Below are 19076 nucleotides of genomic sequence, written 5' to 3'. Positions count from 1 at the left end.
GGGCTTTGGGATATAGCAAATTTATACTCTCTTTTGTAGGTGGAATGTACAAAAAATACTTTTCTTGTCTACAATGTTAGATAAGAGTATTTTTTTAATTGGATTTCACGATGAGTTCACAAGAAGGACACAAAACGTGACTATACTGAAAATACGAATTCACCAGAGAGGGGAAGTAAACATGGGATATTACGACGGACCAAATTTAAATGAAGAGCATAGTGAAACGAGAGAAGTGAGAAAATCAGGTAGTAGAAAAGGTTATTTTTTCACAGGTTTAGTCGGAGCTGTAGTTGGGGCTGTCACAATTAGTTTTGCGGCACCATATATGCCATGGGCTCAAAATAATGGAGCGGCTGTATCATCATTCAGTTCGGATTCAAAAGTTGAAGGTACTGTAGTTCCTGTTGTCAATAAAGCAAAAAATGAAACTGATTTACCTGGTATGATTGAAGGCGCGAAAGATGTTGTTGTAGGTGTTATTAATATGCAACAAAGTGTTGATCCATTTGCAATGCAACCGACAGGCCAAGAGCAACAAGCTGGCTCAGGATCAGGTGTTATTTATAAAAAAGCAGGAAATAAAGCGTATATTGTAACGAACAACCATGTAGTAGATGGAGCAAATAAACTTGCTGTAAAACTAAGTGATGGTAAAAAGGTAGATGCAAAACTTGTAGGGAAAGACCCTTGGTTAGATTTAGCGGTTGTAGAAATTGATGGATCTAATGTAAATAAAGTTGCCACTTTAGGTGATTCAAGTAAACTTCGTGCGGGTGAAAAAGCGATTGCAATTGGTAACCCACTAGGGTTTGATGGAAGTGTAACGGAAGGTATTATTAGTAGCAAAGAACGTGAAATTCCAGTAGATATCGATGGCGATAAGCGTGCAGATTGGAATGCTCAAGTTATTCAAACAGATGCAGCAATTAACCCAGGTAATAGTGGTGGTGCGTTGTTTAACCAAAATGGTGAAATAATTGGGATTAATTCAAGTAAAATTGCACAACAAGAAGTTGAAGGAATTGGATTTGCTATTCCAATTAATATTGCAAAACCAGTTATTGAATCACTTGAAAAAGACGGAGTGGTGAAACGTCCAGCTCTTGGAGTAGGTGTCGTTTCATTAGAAGATGTGCAAGCTTATGCAGTAAATCAATTGAAAGTACCGAAAGAAGTAACAAACGGCGTTGTATTAGGTAAAATTTACCCAATATCACCTGCAGAAAAAGCAGGTTTAGAGCAATATGATATTGTAGTATCATTAGATGATCAAAAAGTAGAAAATTCACTTCAATTCCGTAAATATTTATATGAAAAGAAAAAAGTAGGCGAGAAAGTAGAAGTTACATTCTATCGTAACGGTCAAAAAATGACGAAAACAGCTACTTTAGCAGATAATTCAGCTACAAAGAATCAATAATTGAAATAAAAGAAAGTCTCTTTCATATTGAAAGAGACTTTCTTTATCGGCTATACTAAAGGAATAGGAGGGATAAATTATGACAATTGAAAACCCAACTCGTACGGAAATTGGTGAAGTATTAAAGAAAAGCAAAACGATTGCAGTTGTTGGATTATCGGATAAGCCAGAACGTACATCGTATATGGTTTCAAAAGCAATGCAAGATGCTGGGTATCGTATTATTCCAGTGAACCCAACAGTAGATGAGGTGCTTGGAGAAAAAGCAGTTTCTTCACTAAAGGATATTAAGGAACATGTTGATATTGTAAATGTATTCCGCCGTTCAGAATTTTTAATGGATGTTGCGAAAGAGTTTGTAGAGATTGATGCAGATGTTTTTTGGGCACAATTAGGAGTACAAGATGAAGATACATATAAACTGTTAAAAGAAAAAGGCTATACTGTAATAATGGATCGTTGCATTAAAGTAGAACATGCGATGACAAAATAGTATAGGTTTTAAAGAGAGAAAGATTGATTCAGCCCTCTTTATAAATAAGTAGGGCCGATGAACGAGGTGTTCATCATGAGATTTTTTAAAGGCTGTTTTTGGGGATTGTTACTTGTTATCCCATTTTGGATATTGATCATTTGGATCATGATAAAGGTTTGGAATGTATAATCTTGGCATACATATCCATTTCTCGTTGACAAACGATTATTTTTCTGAAATAGTAGCCTAGAGGAATCCTTGTGAAAAAACAAGGATTTTTCTATTGAAAATGGTATATAAAAGAGATAAGATAACTTGCCAAAACTATAGTCGAGGCGTTATTCTATAATAGAAACATATGTTCTGATTTGATTAGGAAAGGGGCAAGGAGTTTGGCGAAGCATCAGTTCCAATACAATGAAGATGCAATTCAAGTGCTAGAAGGACTTGAAGCCGTTCGAAAACGCCCGGGTATGTATATCGGGAGTACGGATAGCCGTGGATTGCATCATTTAGTATATGAAATAGTAGATAACTCCGTTGATGAAGCGTTAGCGGGATTTGGCGACGAAATTTCTGTCGTAATACATAAAGATAATAGTATTAGCGTTATAGATAAAGGGCGAGGAATGCCTACGGGAATGCATAAACTTGGGAAACCTACACCTGAAGTCATTTTAACTGTACTTCATGCCGGTGGTAAGTTTGGTCAAGGTGGCTATAAAACAAGTGGTGGTTTACACGGTGTTGGGGCATCAGTTGTAAATGCCTTGTCAGAATGGTTAGTAGTGACGATTAAACGTGACGGAAATATTTATGAACAACGCTTTGAAAATGGTGGTATTCCTGCAACGACACTGGAGAAGATCGGGAAGACGAAAGAGTCCGGTACGACAATACATTTTAAACCAGATACAACTATTTTCAGTACAACAAATTACAATTATGAAACATTATGTGAGAGATTACGTGAATCTGCATTCTTATTAAAAGGAATGAAAATCTCGATAAAAGATGAACGTAATGATTTAGAAGATGTCTTTCATTATGAAACAGGAATTGAAGCTTTCGTTTCATACTTAAACGAAGAGAAAGATTCGATTCATCCGGTTGTATACTTCACTGGTGAACAAAACGGAATTGAAGCAGAGTTAGCATTCCAGTTTAACGATGGCTATTCAGAAAACATTCTTTCGTTTGTAAATAACGTACGTACAAAAGATGGGGGAACACACGAAGCTGGATTTAAAACAGCAATGACGCGTGTGTTCAATGAGTATGCTCGTAAAGTATCGTTACTAAAAGAAAAAGATAAAAACTTAGAAGGTACAGATATTCGTGAAGGTGTAGCGGCTATCGTTTCTGTACGTGTACCAGAAGAAGTACTTCAGTTTGAAGGGCAAACGAAAGGGAAACTTGGTACAAGTGAAGCTCGTTCTTCAATTGATGCAATTGTATCTGAGCATTTAGCTTACTTTTTAGAAGAAAACCCGGATGTTGCTACACTTCTTGTGAGAAAAGCAGTTAAAGCAGCGCAGGCACGTGAGGCTGCTCGTAAAGCGAGAGAAGAAGCGCGTACTGGTAAAAAGAAAAAGAAATCAGAAGGTACATTAAGTGGTAAGTTAACACCAGCACAATCACGTAACCCGCAAAAAAATGAACTGTACCTAGTAGAGGGTGACTCTGCGGGTGGTTCCGCGAAACAAGGTCGAGACCGACGTTTCCAAGCGGTATTACCGTTACGTGGTAAAGTAATCAATACAGAAAAAGCAAAACTTGCTGATATCTTTAAAAATGAAGAGATTAATACAATCATTTACGCTATTGGCGGTGGTGTAGGGAATGAATTCGCTGTTGAAGATATTAACTACGATAAAGTTGTAATTATGACCGATGCTGATACAGATGGTGCACACATTCAAGTATTGTTATTAACGTTCTTCTACAGATATATGAAACCACTAATCGAAGCTGGCAAAGTATTTATTGCACTTCCTCCTTTATACAAAGTAAGTAAAGGAAAAGGTAAGAGTGAAGTGATTGAGTATGCATGGTCTGATGAAGAATTAGATGGTGTAACAAAAAAGGTCGGTAAAGGCTACATGCTGCAGCGCTATAAAGGACTTGGCGAAATGAATGCCGATCAATTATGGGAAACGACGATGAATCCTGAAACACGTACGTTGATTCGTGTAAAAATTGACGATGCATCAAGAGCGGAGCGCCGAGTTACGACATTGATGGGTGATAAAGTAGAACCTCGCCGTAAATGGATCGAACGAAATGTACAATTTGGTATGCAAGAAGAAGGAAATATTTTAGAAAATGAAATGATTATGGAGACGGAGGTGGAATAACATGCAGGCAGAGAAGTTTCATGACCTCCCGCTTGAAGACGTGTTAGGTGACCGCTTTGCACGTTATAGTAAATATATTATTCAAGATCGCGCGCTTCCAGATGCGCGTGACGGTTTAAAACCGGTACAAAGACGTATTTTATATTCTATGTATGTAGAAGGAAATGTACATGATAAAGCATTTCGTAAATCAGCTAAAACAGTTGGTAATGTTATCGGTAACTACCATCCACACGGTGATTCCTCTGTATATGAGGCGATGGTACGTTTAAGTCAAACTTGGAAAGTACGTAATGTTTTAGTTGAAATGCATGGTAATAATGGTAGTGTTGATGGCGATCCAGCAGCGGCGATGCGTTATACGGAAGCACGATTATCACCAATCGCATCTGAGTTATTGCGTGATCTCGATAAAGAAACAGTAGAATTCGTGTCAAACTTCGATGATACGAGTGAAGAACCGGTTGTACTTCCAGCGATGTTCCCGAACTTACTAGTGAACGGATCGACAGGAATTTCAGCTGGTTATGCAACAGAAATTCCTCCGCATCACCTTGGGGAAGTAATTGATGCAACGATGATGCGTATTGATAAGCCGAATAGTACTGTTGATGATTTATTAACAGTTATGAAAGGACCAGATTTCCCGACAGGTGGTATTATTCAAGGGATTGATGGTATCAAAAAAGCGTATGAAACAGGAAAAGGTAAAATTATTATTCGCGGAAAAGCAGAAGTTGAAACGATCCGCGGCGGTAAGCAACAAATCGTTATCACAGAAATTCCGTATGAAGTAAATAAAGCGAACCTTGTTAAAAAAATGGATGAATTACGTCTAGATAAAAAACTAGATGGAATTGCTGAAGTACGTGATGAGACAGATCGTACAGGTCTTCGCATCGTTGTAGAGTTAAAAAAAGAAGTAAATGCTGAAGGTATTTTAAATTATTTATATAAGAATACAGATTTACAAATTCCATATAACTTTAATATGGTAGCGATAAATAATCGTCGTCCGACACTTATGACATTACCTAAGATTTTGGATGCATATATTGGGCATCAGAAAGAAGTTGTTACGAGACGCTCGCAATATGAATTACGAAAAGCGGAAAATCGTCAACATATTGTAGAAGGTTTAAAGAAAGCATTATCGATTTTAGATGAAGTGATTGAAACAATCCGTGCTTCTAAAGATAAGCGTAATGCAAAAGATAATTTAAGTACGAAATTTGGATTTACAGAAGCTCAGTCAGAAGCAATTGTTTCGTTGCAACTATATCGTTTAACAAATACAGATATTACGGCGCTAGAACAAGAAGCAGACGAGCTTAATAAGAAGATTATAGAGTTACAGTCAATTTTACAAAGTGAACAAAGGCTTCTTCAAGTTATTAAAACAGATTTGAAGAGAGTAAAGAAAACATATAGTGATGATCGCCGTGCTATTATTGAAGAACAAATTGAGGAAATTAAAATCGATGTGGAAGTTATGATTCCGCAGGAAGATGTCATCGTTACTGTAACGAAAGAAGGATATGTGAAACGAACAGGTTGGCGTTCACATAATGCATCGAACGGGAAAGACTTCGGTATGAAAGAGGGTGACATCTTACTGGAGCGATTCGATACGAATACGACAGAGACAGTCCTCTTATTTACGAATAAAGGAAACTATATATATCTGCCAGTATATGAAATGCCAGAAATTCGTTGGAAAGATTTAGGTCAACACGTTGCGAATCTCGTTTCACTCGAGCGGGATGAAATGATTATTTGGGCGACCGTCGTACCGAACTTTGAAGAAGAAAAACGATTTATCGTATTTGTTACACGAAATGGTATGATTAAGAAAACAGAATTAAACCAATATAAAGTTCAGCGTTATTCAAGAGCGTTCGTCGCTGTGAATTTGAAAAAAGATGATTATGTTGTAGATATATTTGCAACAGATGGAACGAGTGATATTGTTCTTGCAACCTATGGTGCATATGCACTTATTTTCCATGAAGATGAAGTAAGTCCAGTCGGTGTAAGGGCCGCTGGTGTGAAAGCAATTAACTTAAAAGAAGATGATTACGTCGCTTCTGGTAAACCGTTAAATGGTGACAAAGATCAACTTATTCTCGTAACGCAGCGCGGTGCTGTAAAACGTCTAAAAGCATCAGAAATTGAGAAATCAACGAGGGCGAAGCGAGGACTTGTTATTTTCAAAGAGTTAAAACGTAATCCATACCGCATTGTCGGTATTGAAATTGTTCGAGACGATGAACTAGTTTACATGAAGACAGAGAAACACATTGTAGAAGAAATTGATCCGAAAGCGTATCGAAATAAAGACCGGTATAGTAACGGTAGTTTAGTGCTAGATGTTAATGATACTGGTGAAGTTATTGAAACGTGGACGAAAAAAAGACCGGAATAAAGGGAGCATCTTGCTATGGATAATGGCAAGATGCTTTTTTCTAGGCAAATTAGTATGAATCTTGTTATAATAACTGAATGAAATCGTTCTCATAAAGTGAAACTTTAATCAGTGGGGTTCTTACTCGCCACAAATAGCAGGATAAATGGAGGGGCAACATGAAAAAAATAGGTGTAGGGATTGTAGGGTTTGGATTTTCTAGTACAACATTTCACATCCCATTATTACAAACGATAGAAGAATACGATATTCGTGCGGTATTATCTTCAAAAGAAGAGGTAGTAAAAGAAACATTACCGAATGCTACCGTCGTTAGTACAATTGATGAATTGGTGAAGCGAGCTGATATTGACTTAGTGGTCATTACTTCACCGAATACAACTCATTTTCCATATGTAAAAGAAGCAATATTAAACGGTAAGCATGTTGTTGTAGAAAAACCATTTGTTGTTTCAATTGAAGAAGGAGAAGAGCTTATTTCATTAGCAGAGCAACATAATGTGGTATTGAGTGTATATCATAATCGTCGTTTTGATAATGACTTCTTAACGATTAAGAAATTGTTAGAAGAAAATAGAATAGGCAGTCTATACGCATATGAAGCGCATTTTGATCGTTTCCGTCCACATGTACGTAATCGCTGGAGAGAAAAGAATTTACCAGGATCAGGTATATTATATGATTTAGGATCGCATTTAATTGACCAAGCATTATCATTATTTGGGAAACCAGATGCAATAAGTGCAGATGTAATCAAACAACGACAAGGTGCAGAAATTGATGATTACTTCCATGTTATACTTCACTACGGTGTTAAACGTGTCACTTTACATAGTAGCAGTTACGTAAAGCAAGCAGGTCCACATTTTACATTGCATGGAGAAAAAGGTTCTATCGTGAAGTGTGGTATGGATTCACAAGAGGAACAATTAAAAAATGGAATGAAGCCAGGTGATAACGGTTATGGAGTAGATGCTGAAGAGAATTTTGCTACTTTACATACGGAAGAAAAGCTAGAGCGTATTCCAACAGAAGTTGGTTGTTATGACATGTATTATAAAGGTGTAAGAGATAGTATTGTAAATGATGAGAAACCACCTGTAACAGCACAAGAAGGCTTAGAAGTTATTCGACTTATTCAATTAGCGATTGAAAGTAGTGAAACCGGTAGAGTCATCACTGTAAAGTAAAAAAGACACCCATATGTTAAATATATATAACCATTATTAAACATTAAAATATAAAGCTTGTATCGACGATTACCTGGTAATTTTCGATACAGGCTTTTTTTACTTATTCGCTATTTTTCCAAGTAGAATAGAATTGTCTCTTTTTAGTTTTTTGTTTTCTTCTTCTAAATTACCTATTCTTCTTTTTAGGGAATCAATAAGTTTGTCCTTGGAACTTTCACTAAATGTCTGTTTTTTTGTGATAACCTTTAATTTCTGATTTTGTTTTATTATTGCTTCATCAATTGGCTTTATAAGTTCTTCTGGATACGAGTACAAAAACGTTTTACTTACTCCTGCTTTACGGCAAATTTCAGCTTTTGATATAGGGTTACTTATTGGATCATCAAGGAGCGTTAGCTCCTTTAGAACAGCTAAAACAGTTTGCTTCTTTAACCTGCTTTCCATTTTCTTTGATTCAACCATTTTAGAGGTATTTGGACTCATATTAGCCATTAATGGACACCTCCTGTATAGAAATGTTTTGAGGCATCGAATGTTTCACCCTTTTCAATGATTTCCAATGCGGTTTGATAGAACTGAACTACCTTGTCAAATTCCTCAATTTTTTCATTTAGTCCAATTTGTTTCGCTTGGTTTAAATGCGTTGTAAAGGCATCTATTGTATCTATAACTGCGTTTTTATGTCTCGGCAATATCTTTTTCTTAATGCACGTTTTACAAGCCACCTGATGAGGACAGGAGGGCATCTTATAAGGATGCTCACAACATCCGTCACCTTGGTCAAAAATAGCGATAATTTTGTTTTTGACCCATTTGTTATCACCGAAAGTTTCTTCTTGCTCTGGGAGATTGTCTTTAATTGCTGTGGCATCAGATTTAAGAAGCTTATCTTTAAACTCCTTTTTTAAACGTTGTTGGTAGACCTTAATATACTTTTCTGTCATGTTAACTGATGAATGCCCTAAAAAGTTTTTAACAGCGTATATATCGACTCCTGCATCAATCATTTCGGTGGCTACTGTATGCCTAAACTGGTGTGAAGCTATTTTATAAATATCTCCAGACTGTGCACCAATATCTGATAATGGGATTTGATTACATATTTTAGACAGTACATGATGATAAATAGTGGCATAACTAACAGACTCCGTTATCAGAGTTTTTTCTTGAACGAAAGTAATAACTTCCCTAAATAAATACTTTTGCTTATCAGAAGTAGGAGGTAAATCTTTTACCCGTTCCTTTTGGCGTAAAATTGCCCGTTCCACTATATTTCTTCCTTTGGAGTCTTTTAAATGTGCTAATGGAACGACCAAATCTTTTTTGATTTTTGCAATACGATGGTCAAGGAAAAGTTGTGGATCTCCATCCAAATCATATTTCAAACAATCAATATCACTTCCATCTGCAATTAAGTGAGCTATGTCCTCAAAACGTCTTCCTGTATATCTTAAAATGATAATTAAATCCCAATAAGTCGGGGATACAATGGGAGTTTCCTCACTATCTTCCAATAGGGGGATTACTATATTTTCCAAGTAATCATCCAATTTTATTTTAATATGTGGTGGAATGGGTCTTGGTAGGGTTTCTACCGTTTTAGGCGTATCATAACTAATCAATAAAGCGTCTGTTTTTGGTCCATCGGACCATTTATTTTCGTACATGTATCGGAACATAGAACGGGTAGTTATTATCGCTCTGATAGATTTGCAGTTAGAAAGTGAATATATGTCAGGAAGAATTTTTTCGATATGTTCCTGCCTATTTAGCTCCTTAAAAGATTTGATATTCGGAAATTTATCATGCAGTATACTAAAAAAATCACTCAAGCATAGGATGTTTTCTTTAAACGTTTTAGCTTCCCAAGTTCCAAGCATATTTACAAAATACCTTTTTACCGTTGGGCGTAAATGAATATTTTCCAATTTAGTCAATTTAACGATAAATTGAACAGGAGAAAGATGTTTTGGATAATTCTTAAATAACCTTCTTACATCCCACACATCTTCTTTGAGATATTCTTCTCGCTCTTTTGGGTTTTTAATGTACTCAACTTCGTGATGGGGAGGGTAGTCATCTTCGTAGTGTTTTACCTGAACACCCATGTTTTCTAAAAGTTCAGCGAACTTTTCATCTTTGATGGCTGTATACCAAGGACCAGAGCTTTTAAATCCTGCTAATTTAGATAATACGTCATACTTTTTATCTTGGTTTTCAGATTGCTGTAAGACTTCGAAGAACTTCTTCTGTGTCTTCGTCATCCAAGAGGTATCGATAGCTGTAATAGGAAAAGGAGAAAAGGTTGCCTTTGTTCCCAAACTCTTCGAGTTATTTGCTTTTGATGAATTTGCTGCTTCATTTTTTGCCATTTTCTCGCTCCTTCCGTTTCTCTTCTCTATACTCACTCATTCGTTGGTATTCTTTTTTATGGTCTTCTGCATTTAAATGGGCATATATTTGCATCGTGGTTGCAACATCTTTGTGACCAACCCTTTCTTGGATATACTTCCAGTTGATAGGCTCACCTTTACTGATGTACTCTCTTGCTAATTCAGTAACGTGCGTGTGTCTTAGTTTATGGGTGTTCAGTTTAATCCCTGTTTTCCTGTTGTAATGATTAAGGGTGGAGGTAAGTGTCGATTTCTTCATCGGCTTTCCATTATCCATAGGATTATTACTATTAACCACAACAAACAGGAAATCAGTAACAGGGTCACTGTTCACCCAATAGCTACTAATATATCTATCTATCAAAATCATAAGGTCAGGTGGGAGATGAACAAACCTGTCCCTGCCATACCCAGCCTTAGCCCTTGATCCATTTTCGTTGTCTGGTCTGAAACGAATATGTATGCCTTGCTCGCCATAATCAATGTCCTCAAGCTTTACTCCAAGAAGCTCACCAGACCTTACCCCTCCTTCTTTAAGAGTTAAGAGAATGATTTTATCTCGTAAGAGATTGACTGCCTTCAGGTACGTCTGAAAATCCTTTTGATCAATGGTCTTAGGAATAATATGAGGAACTTTTGATTTTAAAGTGTTCTTCTGAACAGTCCTGCTTTTCCGAGTGTGGGATAACATATCTTTATCTCTCATCTCATTTGTAACCATGACATTACGATACACAACAGGATTGTCTTTAATCCTCCCACTAGCTTTAAGCCAAAGGAATAAAGAACTTACCCTATCTACGATGGCATTGACAGTAGAAACTTTAAGGTCGTCTTCAACGTATTCATAATCTAGCATCTCTACATTTTCATAAAATCTATACGGGTTCTTGAGCCATAATTTGAAGTTAGTAAGAATATCAGGTTTTCCATCTAGGTCCAAAATACCCAAACCCTTTATTTTCAAATACACAATGAAATACCATAAGTTGTAGCAATATGTTTTTATCGTATTAGGAGATACTTCTCGTATTGCTCTTGCTTGTATCATATCGAGATATTCTTTTACTAATAGTATAAAATCTAAGTTTTCATCCATAAGATAGTACATTGTCCCATTACCTGTTTGTGCTTCTCTAACAGATACAATCTCATGCCATTTATCCTTTATTGTTTTTTCCTTACGAGATATTGTCATTTAGCTACTAACTCCTTTACTTAAATTCAAGGTCCTCGCACAGAGGCTACGTCTTCCTCCATAAAAATAATATATATAATATTCAGATAATAACATAAAGTATCTATTATTACTATGTATTTTAAATTTATCCGTTTAGATAAAAAAAGATAGTAGGGATAATCAATCCTTACTATCTTTACTCTTATTATTCATATGTCTTTAAGAATTTCGTGTCTTTTTTATTAGGAATATGTGAATATGGATAATTATTTAGTTTAATCGTTTGTCATACATTAACTGGATTTGTATGCCGTAAGGATCTTCAATAATACCATATGCTTCACTAAATATATTTTTTTCTAGCGGAGAGAGTATCTTCACGTTCTTATCGGAAATTAAATTATTATAAAATCTTTGTATTTCTTCTAAATTAGCGCTTTGAATGCAAAGTGACATATTATTTCCAACGTTATAACGTTCATTAGGCTTCATTGTATCTTCTGCTATCATTAGCTTTGTATTCCCAATTTGTAAAACAGAGTGAGCAATATGATCTTTATTTTCACTTGTAATGTTAAAAGAACGATCTCTTTTAGCCAGTTCTCCATACGTAACAATCATTAACTGCTTAGCTTCTAAATTGCGTGTATAAAAATTAATTGCCTCCTTTGCATGCCCATTCATTGAAAGAAAAATAGCTATTTCTAATGTCATAAATATATAACTCCTTTATTAGTTAATAATTATAATATAGACTAAAAAGGTTTCAATACATGACACCTTTCGGGAGGGAAATATGAAAAAAACGGAACGAATAAATGATATGCTTATTTTCTTAAATAATAAAAGATATTTTAATTTAAAGGATTTAATGGTTAGATATGCTATTTCTAAAAGTACAGCTTTACGAGATATTCAATCATTGGAACAAATAGGTGTACCGATATATTCTGAACTAGGTAGAAATGGAAGTTACAAAATTATAGAAAATAGTGTGTTATCGCCGATTTATTTTAGTGTGGATGAAATGTATGCGTTATATTTTTCGATTCTTACACTAAATGGATACAAGACGAAACCATTTAATATAGAAAGTATTGCGCTTGAAAATAAATTCAAACATGTATTACCTGATAATGTGAGTAAAAATATTTCAATTATGGAGCGAACACTTTCTTTTGAAGTAACAAATCATAGTAATTTTAGTCCGTTCTTAAAAGAAATTTTACAGGGGATTTTTGCTGAGCGAGTTTATCATTTAACATATTTAAAAAGAGACGAGGAGAAAGCATTGGTCGCCCAATTTATTCGAATTGAATCTAAATTTGGCCAGTGGTATGCTAAAATCTTTAACTTTGAGACAAATCATGTTCAAATAATTAGATGTGATAAAATTCTTTCTATTGAGGAAACAAGCAATACGAATCCAAAAAATCTTGAAGAGTTGTTAAGTTATCTTACTAATTTTCACAGAAAGCCTGATGCAACTGATTTTATTGTCATTGTTAATCAAAAAGGAAAAGACATTTTTGATAAAGAGAATTATCCTTCTATGAAGATACAAAAAGAAAATGAAAATTATAGTATAACAGGCTATTTTAACAAGCAAGAAGTTGAGTTTATTGCAAGTTACTTTCTGAATTTCGGTGAAACAATTATCTCAATTCAGCCAGTTATGCTAAAAGAGTTAATCTATAATAAGGTGTTATCTATAAAGCAGCATTTAACTTCTTTAAGATAAAGTTTGTTTTAGACATTTTTTGATATGAAAAAGCCCTTGAAATTTAAATATCCAAAGGGCTTTTTTGTGATTTTATTTGTTCTTTAGAAAAAATTATTTTTCTGGAACAGAAAGTCCATAAAAGAACATCGTAACGATATCTTGTATATGTTTTTCGCGATTTCCTTCAAGAAGCTGAGCCCCGAAATCATCACCTAGTTTAGTGAACATTTGAATGTATAGTAACATCATTTCTTTAGTAAGGTGAGGGTTAATTTCATTTTTTTGCTGTGCTTGTTCTAGTATTTCTAAATACCAAGGCAGGATTTTTTCGTTTTGATAACTATAAATAAACTCCCGGAGCTCTTCATCTCTTTGCATCATTTGTAGTAACATATCTGGCTGAAATAACCCACCAGTATTCATCTTTCTTACAATCATTTTTTGCATCATCTCATGAAAAGGTAATTTTTCCTCTGCAAGATCTTTATAATATTGAAATTCAGATATAATAAATTCTTGTATAAGCTCTCGAAATAACGCATCTTTACTTCCGAAATGATTATAAATGGTAACTTGAGAAACGTTTGCTTTTTTTGCAATATGCTCTATTTTCACTTCATTAAATCCGCGTTCTGAAAATAATAGGAAAGCTGCTTCTTTAATGGCACGTTTTTTCTTTTCTTTCACTTTTTCAAAGCCGTTCAATGCGATCACCTCAATTAAAATATACAAGAAAAAATAATGGAAAACAATAATTTTGAAATATGGACATATAAATATTTCAAAAAGTTGTTGCGAATATGAAAGATGAGGAGTACAATAATTTTGAAATATCACATATTAAATATTTCAAAAAATGAGGTGGAATTATGATTTCAGTTCAAAATGTCACAAAACAGTTTTCAAATGGAAAAGGTTTGTTTCATATTACATTTGATGTAAAAGAAGGGGAAGTATTCGGTTACTTAGGACCAAATGGTGCCGGGAAATCCACAACGATTCGTAATTTAATGGGATTTATAAAACCGACTGATGGTAAAGCGACAATTTTTGGATTAGATTGTTGGAATGAAGCAGCGGAAATTCAAAGAGAAGTTGGCTATCTGCCGGGTGAAATTTCTTTTATTGAAGGAATGAACGGATTAGATTTTTTAAAATTAATGCAAGGAATGCGTGGGCTAAAGGATACGAAAAGACGAGATGAATTAATAGAACGTCTTCAATTTGATGTGAAAACACCGATTCGAAAAATGTCTAAAGGAATGAAGCAAAAAGTAGGGATTGTTGCTGCTTTTATGCATGATCCAGAAGTTTTAATTTTAGATGAACCGACATCAGGACTCGATCCGCTTATGCAGCAAGTATTTATAGATTTAATAGTAGAGGAAAAGAAAAGAGGAAAAACAATTCTTATGTCGTCGCATATTTTCACTGAAATTGAGCGTACGTGTGATCGAGTAGCGATTATTAAAGATGGTCGCCTTGTAACGGTTGAAAATATTCATGATTTACAAAGTATGAGACGACAGGTAATAGATGTAACCGTATCATCGCAAGAAGAGATTGACGCTCTTACACAATGTAATTTGCAATTTGAAGCGGTGAAAGGAAGAGAAGCATCGATTATTGTACAAGGAAACTATCAAGCTGTTTTACAAACACTTTCAAACTATAATGTAACGGCACTTCAAACGAGAGCAATGGATTTAGAACATTTATTTATGCATTATTACGATAAGGAAGAAGGGGTAAAGCATGAATAAGCAATTGTTTTTAGCTAGTTTGAAAGAAACACAAAAAAGTATTTTGAGTTATGCAACTGGTGCAGCTTTATATTTATGGTTGATAATTTGGATATTCCCTTCAATGGTATCGGCGAAAGGGTTAAATGAATTAATAGGTGCTATGCCTGATAGTGTGAAAAAAATTGTTGGCATGGAAAGTCCGATTCAAAACGTAATGGATTTTTTAGCTGGCGAATATTATAGTCTATTGTTTATTATCATATTAACAATTTTTTGTGTAACAGTTGCAACGCATTTAATTGCTCGTCACATAGATAAAGGAGCTATGGCATACTTGCTAGCAACACCTGTATCTAGAGTGCAAATTGCAATTACGCAAGCGGCTATTCTTATATTGGGACTACTGATTATTGTAGCTGTTACGTATGTAGCGGGTATAGTAGGTGCAGAATGGTTTTTAGAAGATAATAACTTAAATAAAGAATTATTCCTGAAGATAAATGTAGTCGGAGGGCTCATATTTTTAGTCGTTAGTGCTTATTCATTTTTCTTTTCTTGTATATGTAATGACGAAAGAAAGGCACTTAGCTACTCAGCGAGTTTAACAATTTTATTTTTCGTAACGGATATGGTAGGTAAATTAAGCGATAAGTTAGAGTGGATGAGAAATATATCATTATTTACGCTATTTCGTCCGAAAGAAATTGCTGAAGGAACGTATAATATATGGCCAGTGAGTATAGGTTTAACTGCTGGAGCACTTTGTATTTTCATAGTAGCAATTGTAGTATTTAGGAAAAGGGATTTACCGTTGTAAAGTAGAAAGTCCACTGAGAAAGTGGGCTTTTTTTGATGGGGAGGAAACGAATGAATCATTTGTTCCGGGTTAAGCTATATGTAAATGATATTGAGAAGTCATTATTGTTTTATGAAGAAGTAATTGGTTTACAGTTGTATAAAAGAAGTATGCATGCAGCACGCTTTAATCACGATCAGTTTTCTCTATTACTAGCTACTGATTCAACATTGAGTGAAAATCACTATCTTTACAATCGAAAAGACATGAAGGGGAATGGCTTTGAATTAATTATTGTTGTCAATCGGATTGAAGAAGTATATGAACGTTGTAAAGAGAAGCGGTGCACAATACAAGAAGAAATTCAAACTTATCCGTGGGAGATGAGAGGATTTAAAGTTATTGATCCAGATGGATATTTCCTTAGAATTACATCTGAGTAAAGGTAAACATGAAGAATGTTTACCTTTTTTTATGTAAATATTCAAAAAAATGAACCTTTTTCTAGGCTCATCCGTCTAATACATGTAAAGTTAAATTTGAAGTGAGGATGAAACAGGAGGAGCAATTGTGAAAGTAATCCCTTTATATAAAATGATTGTAAAAGAAGAAACCGATGTTTCCTTAGCAAAAAAAGGTGATCATGAAGCGTTTATGGCGCTTATACATACAGAAAAAATGAAGATGTATCGTATTGCAAAGGCTATGTTACGTGATGAGACAAATATAGAGGATGCGATACAGGCAACAATTTTAAAAGCCTATGAAAATATAAAAAAATTAAACAAAGAAGAGTTTTTTCAAACTTGGTTAATTCGAATTTTAATGAATGAGTGTAACAATATTATTAGAGCGTATAAAAAGGTAATTGTGACAGAAGAGAATGATTACAATATGAGTGCGTGTGATCAGTATGAAGATATAGATTTGTGTAATGCGATTCAATCGTTACATGAAGAATTAAGAGCTGTTACGGTACTTTATTATTATGAAGATATGAATCAAGAGAGTATAGCAAAGCTTTTAGAAATACCAAAAGGAACAGTGAAATCGAGATTGTCACGTGCGAGGGAACAACTGCAAAAACGATTAAAGATGGAATAGGGGGTGCAAAGGATGGATGATGAAAAATTATTTGATGAGAAATTAAAAAAGAGAATAAAAGAAGAGAATGCTATAGTACCGCCAGATTTAAATGAAAAGATTAATGGTACACTACATAATCTTCCGGTCAAAAAGAAAGGTTACAGAGCTTATATGATGGTTATAAGTGCTGCTGTTCTAACACTTTCAATTGTGTCTATGTCGGAGTTCTCTGATCAAATTTTTGCTCAAAATGGTGGAGTATTTGAATATGTAAAGAAAAAGGCGTTTTCTGATTATGAAAATGAAGAAGAAATAAAATCGAACGTAAATTATCCAGATAAAGAAAAGATTCATGAAAAGATGCTAGATTCCATTGATCATTTTAAAAATATTTCAGGACAATTTGAGGAATATTCTAGTTCGTCAAGAATTGCTACAACATACAAATATGCGATTGATACGGAGAAACAAAGAGGTATCTCTTCGAAAGAAGATAGACTAGCGAAAAAACGAACAATTATATATAACGAGGGAAAGAAAAAAGAATTTGATGATGAGAAGTATACATATAAAGAGACAAAATGGAGCCCGAAAGAAAGAAACTATGAACTACTAAAATTAAATCCTACGGAAAGATTGTTGAGAAAATCAGGCGAGAAAAAAAGATATGATGATGAATATATAGGATTTGCGAAGTATAGTATTCAATCAGAATTTGCTGATCTATTAATCCGATATAAAGATTGGAACTATAAAGAAACGAAGTATCTCGGACTGGATTGCTACAAAATAGAAGGGACAATAAACATAGAAATGCCTGTAAGTACATCTGAAGATTTAAGAGGGAAATTTGAAATGGTTGTAGAGAAAAATACGGGGATTATGCTAAAGTTCCTTAGTTTCCACGAAGGTATGATTCAATATTCGATTACGACTGAATGGATACAAATAAACACTGGGCTGAAAGAGAATGTATTTCAAAAGGATAGCACTAATTATGAAAAATTGAAAAATATTTTAGATGAATAGAAAACGGAGGGAACGATATGGAGAATACCTCTTCTTCAAGAGAAAAGAAAAATAAAAGAAAATATAAAAAGACAATGATAATAAGTGTATTGTTAGTGGTATTACTATTTGGCGGAGTTGGATATGGTACTTATGTATATATGAAAACTTCTAATCTCGTACAAAAGTCTAGTTTGAATTTAGCGCGTGGTGAAAAATCACATTTACGTGAGGAAACTGTAAAGCCAATTGCAAACAATGTTTCACTTTTAATTATGGGAATTGATGAAAATCAAGAACGACAAAAGGAGTATAATGGTGCATTTCATACAGATGCACTACTGTTAGCTACTTTTAATAAAGATGATAAGACAGTGAAATTAACGAGCATACCACGTGATACATATACATATGTTCCGGTTGAAAAGAAAAAAGATAAAATAACGCATGCGTATGGAAGTGGTTTCGTTAAAAATGGTAAAGATGGAGGACCGCAAGCTTCAGTGGAAGCGGTAGAAAAGTTGCTACAGGTGCCCGTTGATTATTTTGTGAAGTTTAATTTTAATTCATTTACTAAAATTGTTGATGGGTTAGATGGGATTGAAGTAAATGTCCCAGTTGAATTTACGGAGCAAAATAGTAAAGATGAACCTGACGCAATCCATTTGAAAAAAGGACTACAAAAATTAACAGGGGAAGAAGCACTTGCACTGGCAAGAACGCGTCATATTGATAGTGATGCAATGAGAGGTCAGCGCCAACAACTTGTTATTGAAGCGATGTTAAGTAAATTAAAAAGTGTAGGCTCGATTACGAAGCTAGAAAAAATAGTTGAGGCGGTTGACGGCGATTTTAAAACAAATTTAGTAATGGATGATATTTTATCTTTTTATAAATACGGTTTAAATGGTTCAGTTGAAAAGATTCAATTAGGCGGAGATGATTTATATTTACCTAATGGTCCAAATGGGCAACGTGTATATTATTATAATCCTAATAAAAAAGATCTACAGAGTTTGAGTAATACTCTTAGAACACATCTAGGATTAAGTGAAAAGCAGATTGAGGAGAATTGAAGCAGGCGAAATGTCTGCTTTTTTATTTTTGTAGAAAAGATGTTTATGGTGGTATGCATTATTTATTAGCGGTAATTTATAACTACCGTATCGTGAAGAGATATAAAGACTATCAAATCAGTGCATATAATTCAATGATGTATAGTATTTCGAAAAAATATGGAATTTTTATGAATATTACTGTAAAAAAATAATT

Annotated in this window: 17 protein-coding genes; 12 read left to right on the top strand and 5 right to left on the bottom strand. The window is 34.4% G+C overall.

What is annotated here, in order from left to right; all coding sequences use genetic code 11:
- The first annotated feature begins 181 nt into the window (after nt 1-181).
- The 5 genes from J0835_RS17495 to J0835_RS17475 all read left to right on the top strand — a co-directional run bounded on the left by J0835_RS17495 (nt 182) and on the right by J0835_RS17475 (nt 7870).
- Nucleotides 182-1423 carry a S1C family serine protease gene (locus J0835_RS17495; RefSeq protein ID WP_087981494.1) on the top strand — a complete coding sequence of 414 codons (1242 nt, stop codon included), beginning with the start codon at nt 182-184 and terminating at the stop codon, nt 1421-1423.
- Nucleotides 1424-1502: 79 nt separating this feature from the next.
- On the top strand, nt 1503-1916 hold the full coding sequence (locus J0835_RS17490) for a CoA-binding protein (RefSeq protein ID WP_000151391.1): 414 nt from the start codon (nt 1503-1505) through the stop codon (nt 1914-1916).
- 374 nt (nt 1917-2290) lie between these two features.
- On the top strand, nt 2291-4255 hold the full coding sequence (gene parE / locus J0835_RS17485; protein ID WP_001062190.1) for a DNA topoisomerase IV subunit B: 1965 nt from the start codon (nt 2291-2293) through the stop codon (nt 4253-4255).
- A 1-nt stretch (nt 4256) separates the two neighbouring features.
- Entirely contained in the window at nt 4257-6680 is a 2424-nt protein-coding gene (gene parC, locus J0835_RS17480; protein ID WP_087981493.1) for a DNA topoisomerase IV subunit A, read from the top strand.
- A gap of 158 nt (nt 6681-6838) precedes the next feature.
- A complete protein-coding gene (locus J0835_RS17475; protein WP_087981492.1) occupies nt 6839-7870 on the top strand; it encodes an oxidoreductase in 1032 nt (343 codons plus the stop codon).
- Between the two features lie 99 nt (nt 7871-7969).
- On the opposite strand, the gene J0835_RS17470 is transcribed toward J0835_RS17475, so the two are convergent.
- The 4 genes from J0835_RS17470 to J0835_RS17455 form a co-directional block, all read right to left on the bottom strand.
- Nucleotides 7970-8365 (bottom strand): DUF6262 family protein, encoded by a 396-nt coding sequence (locus J0835_RS17470; RefSeq protein ID WP_000002619.1) that lies wholly within the window; start codon nt 8363-8365, stop codon nt 7970-7972.
- Nucleotides 8365-10245, bottom strand: a complete 1881-nt coding sequence (locus J0835_RS17465) for a tyrosine-type recombinase/integrase (protein ID WP_001096999.1) — start codon at nt 10243-10245, stop codon at nt 8365-8367. The genes J0835_RS17470 and J0835_RS17465 overlap by 1 nt, the downstream gene beginning before the upstream one ends.
- Entirely contained in the window at nt 10232-11464 is a 1233-nt protein-coding gene (locus J0835_RS17460; RefSeq protein WP_000156041.1) for a tyrosine-type recombinase/integrase, read from the bottom strand. The genes J0835_RS17465 and J0835_RS17460 overlap by 14 nt, the downstream gene beginning before the upstream one ends.
- A gap of 252 nt (nt 11465-11716) precedes the next feature.
- On the bottom strand, nt 11717-12160 hold the full coding sequence (locus tag J0835_RS17455; RefSeq protein WP_087981491.1) for a VOC family protein: 444 nt from the start codon (nt 12158-12160) through the stop codon (nt 11717-11719).
- 82 nt (nt 12161-12242) lie between these two features.
- Here J0835_RS17455 and J0835_RS17450 point away from each other — a divergent pair, with 82 nt between their 5' ends.
- Nucleotides 12243-13187, top strand: a complete 945-nt coding sequence (locus J0835_RS17450) for a helix-turn-helix transcriptional regulator (RefSeq protein ID WP_087981490.1) — start codon at nt 12243-12245, stop codon at nt 13185-13187.
- A 93-nt stretch (nt 13188-13280) separates the two neighbouring features.
- Here the strand turns inward: J0835_RS17450 and J0835_RS17445 are convergent, their stop codons facing one another.
- Nucleotides 13281-13901 carry a TetR/AcrR family transcriptional regulator gene (locus J0835_RS17445; RefSeq protein ID WP_140386852.1) on the bottom strand — a complete coding sequence of 207 codons (621 nt, stop codon included), beginning with the start codon at nt 13899-13901 and terminating at the stop codon, nt 13281-13283.
- Between the two features lie 137 nt (nt 13902-14038).
- On the opposite strand from J0835_RS17445, the gene J0835_RS17440 reads away from it, so the two are divergent.
- From J0835_RS17440 to J0835_RS17415, 6 genes are all read left to right on the top strand, one after another.
- On the top strand, nt 14039-14932 hold the full coding sequence (locus tag J0835_RS17440; RefSeq protein ID WP_087981488.1) for an ABC transporter ATP-binding protein: 894 nt from the start codon (nt 14039-14041) through the stop codon (nt 14930-14932).
- A complete protein-coding gene (locus J0835_RS17435; RefSeq protein ID WP_087981487.1) occupies nt 14925-15731 on the top strand; it encodes an ABC transporter permease subunit in 807 nt (268 codons plus the stop codon). Before J0835_RS17440 ends, J0835_RS17435 begins: the two co-directional genes overlap by 8 nt.
- Before the next feature lie 50 nt (nt 15732-15781).
- Nucleotides 15782-16153 carry a VOC family protein gene (locus J0835_RS17430; RefSeq protein ID WP_087981486.1) on the top strand — a complete coding sequence of 124 codons (372 nt, stop codon included), beginning with the start codon at nt 15782-15784 and terminating at the stop codon, nt 16151-16153.
- 127 nt (nt 16154-16280) lie between these two features.
- Nucleotides 16281-16814: a sigma-70 family RNA polymerase sigma factor gene (locus J0835_RS17425; RefSeq protein WP_087981485.1), complete on the top strand. Its 534-nt coding sequence runs from the start codon at nt 16281-16283 to the stop codon at nt 16812-16814.
- 12 nt (nt 16815-16826) lie between these two features.
- Nucleotides 16827-17825 (top strand): anti-sigma factor, encoded by a 999-nt coding sequence (locus J0835_RS17420; RefSeq protein ID WP_087981484.1) that lies wholly within the window; start codon nt 16827-16829, stop codon nt 17823-17825.
- A gap of 17 nt (nt 17826-17842) precedes the next feature.
- Nucleotides 17843-18880, top strand: a complete 1038-nt coding sequence (locus J0835_RS17415) for an LCP family protein (RefSeq protein ID WP_087981483.1) — start codon at nt 17843-17845, stop codon at nt 18878-18880.
- The last annotated feature ends 196 nt before the right edge of the window (nt 18881-19076 follow it).

Source organism: Bacillus cereus group sp. Sample62, assembly GCF_036851315.1.
In the GTDB taxonomy this organism is placed as follows: domain Bacteria; phylum Bacillota; class Bacilli; order Bacillales; family Bacillaceae_G; genus Bacillus_A; species Bacillus_A wiedmannii.
Note: the sequence above shows the minus strand (reverse complement) of the source record. Positions and strands in the feature narration are given on the sequence as shown.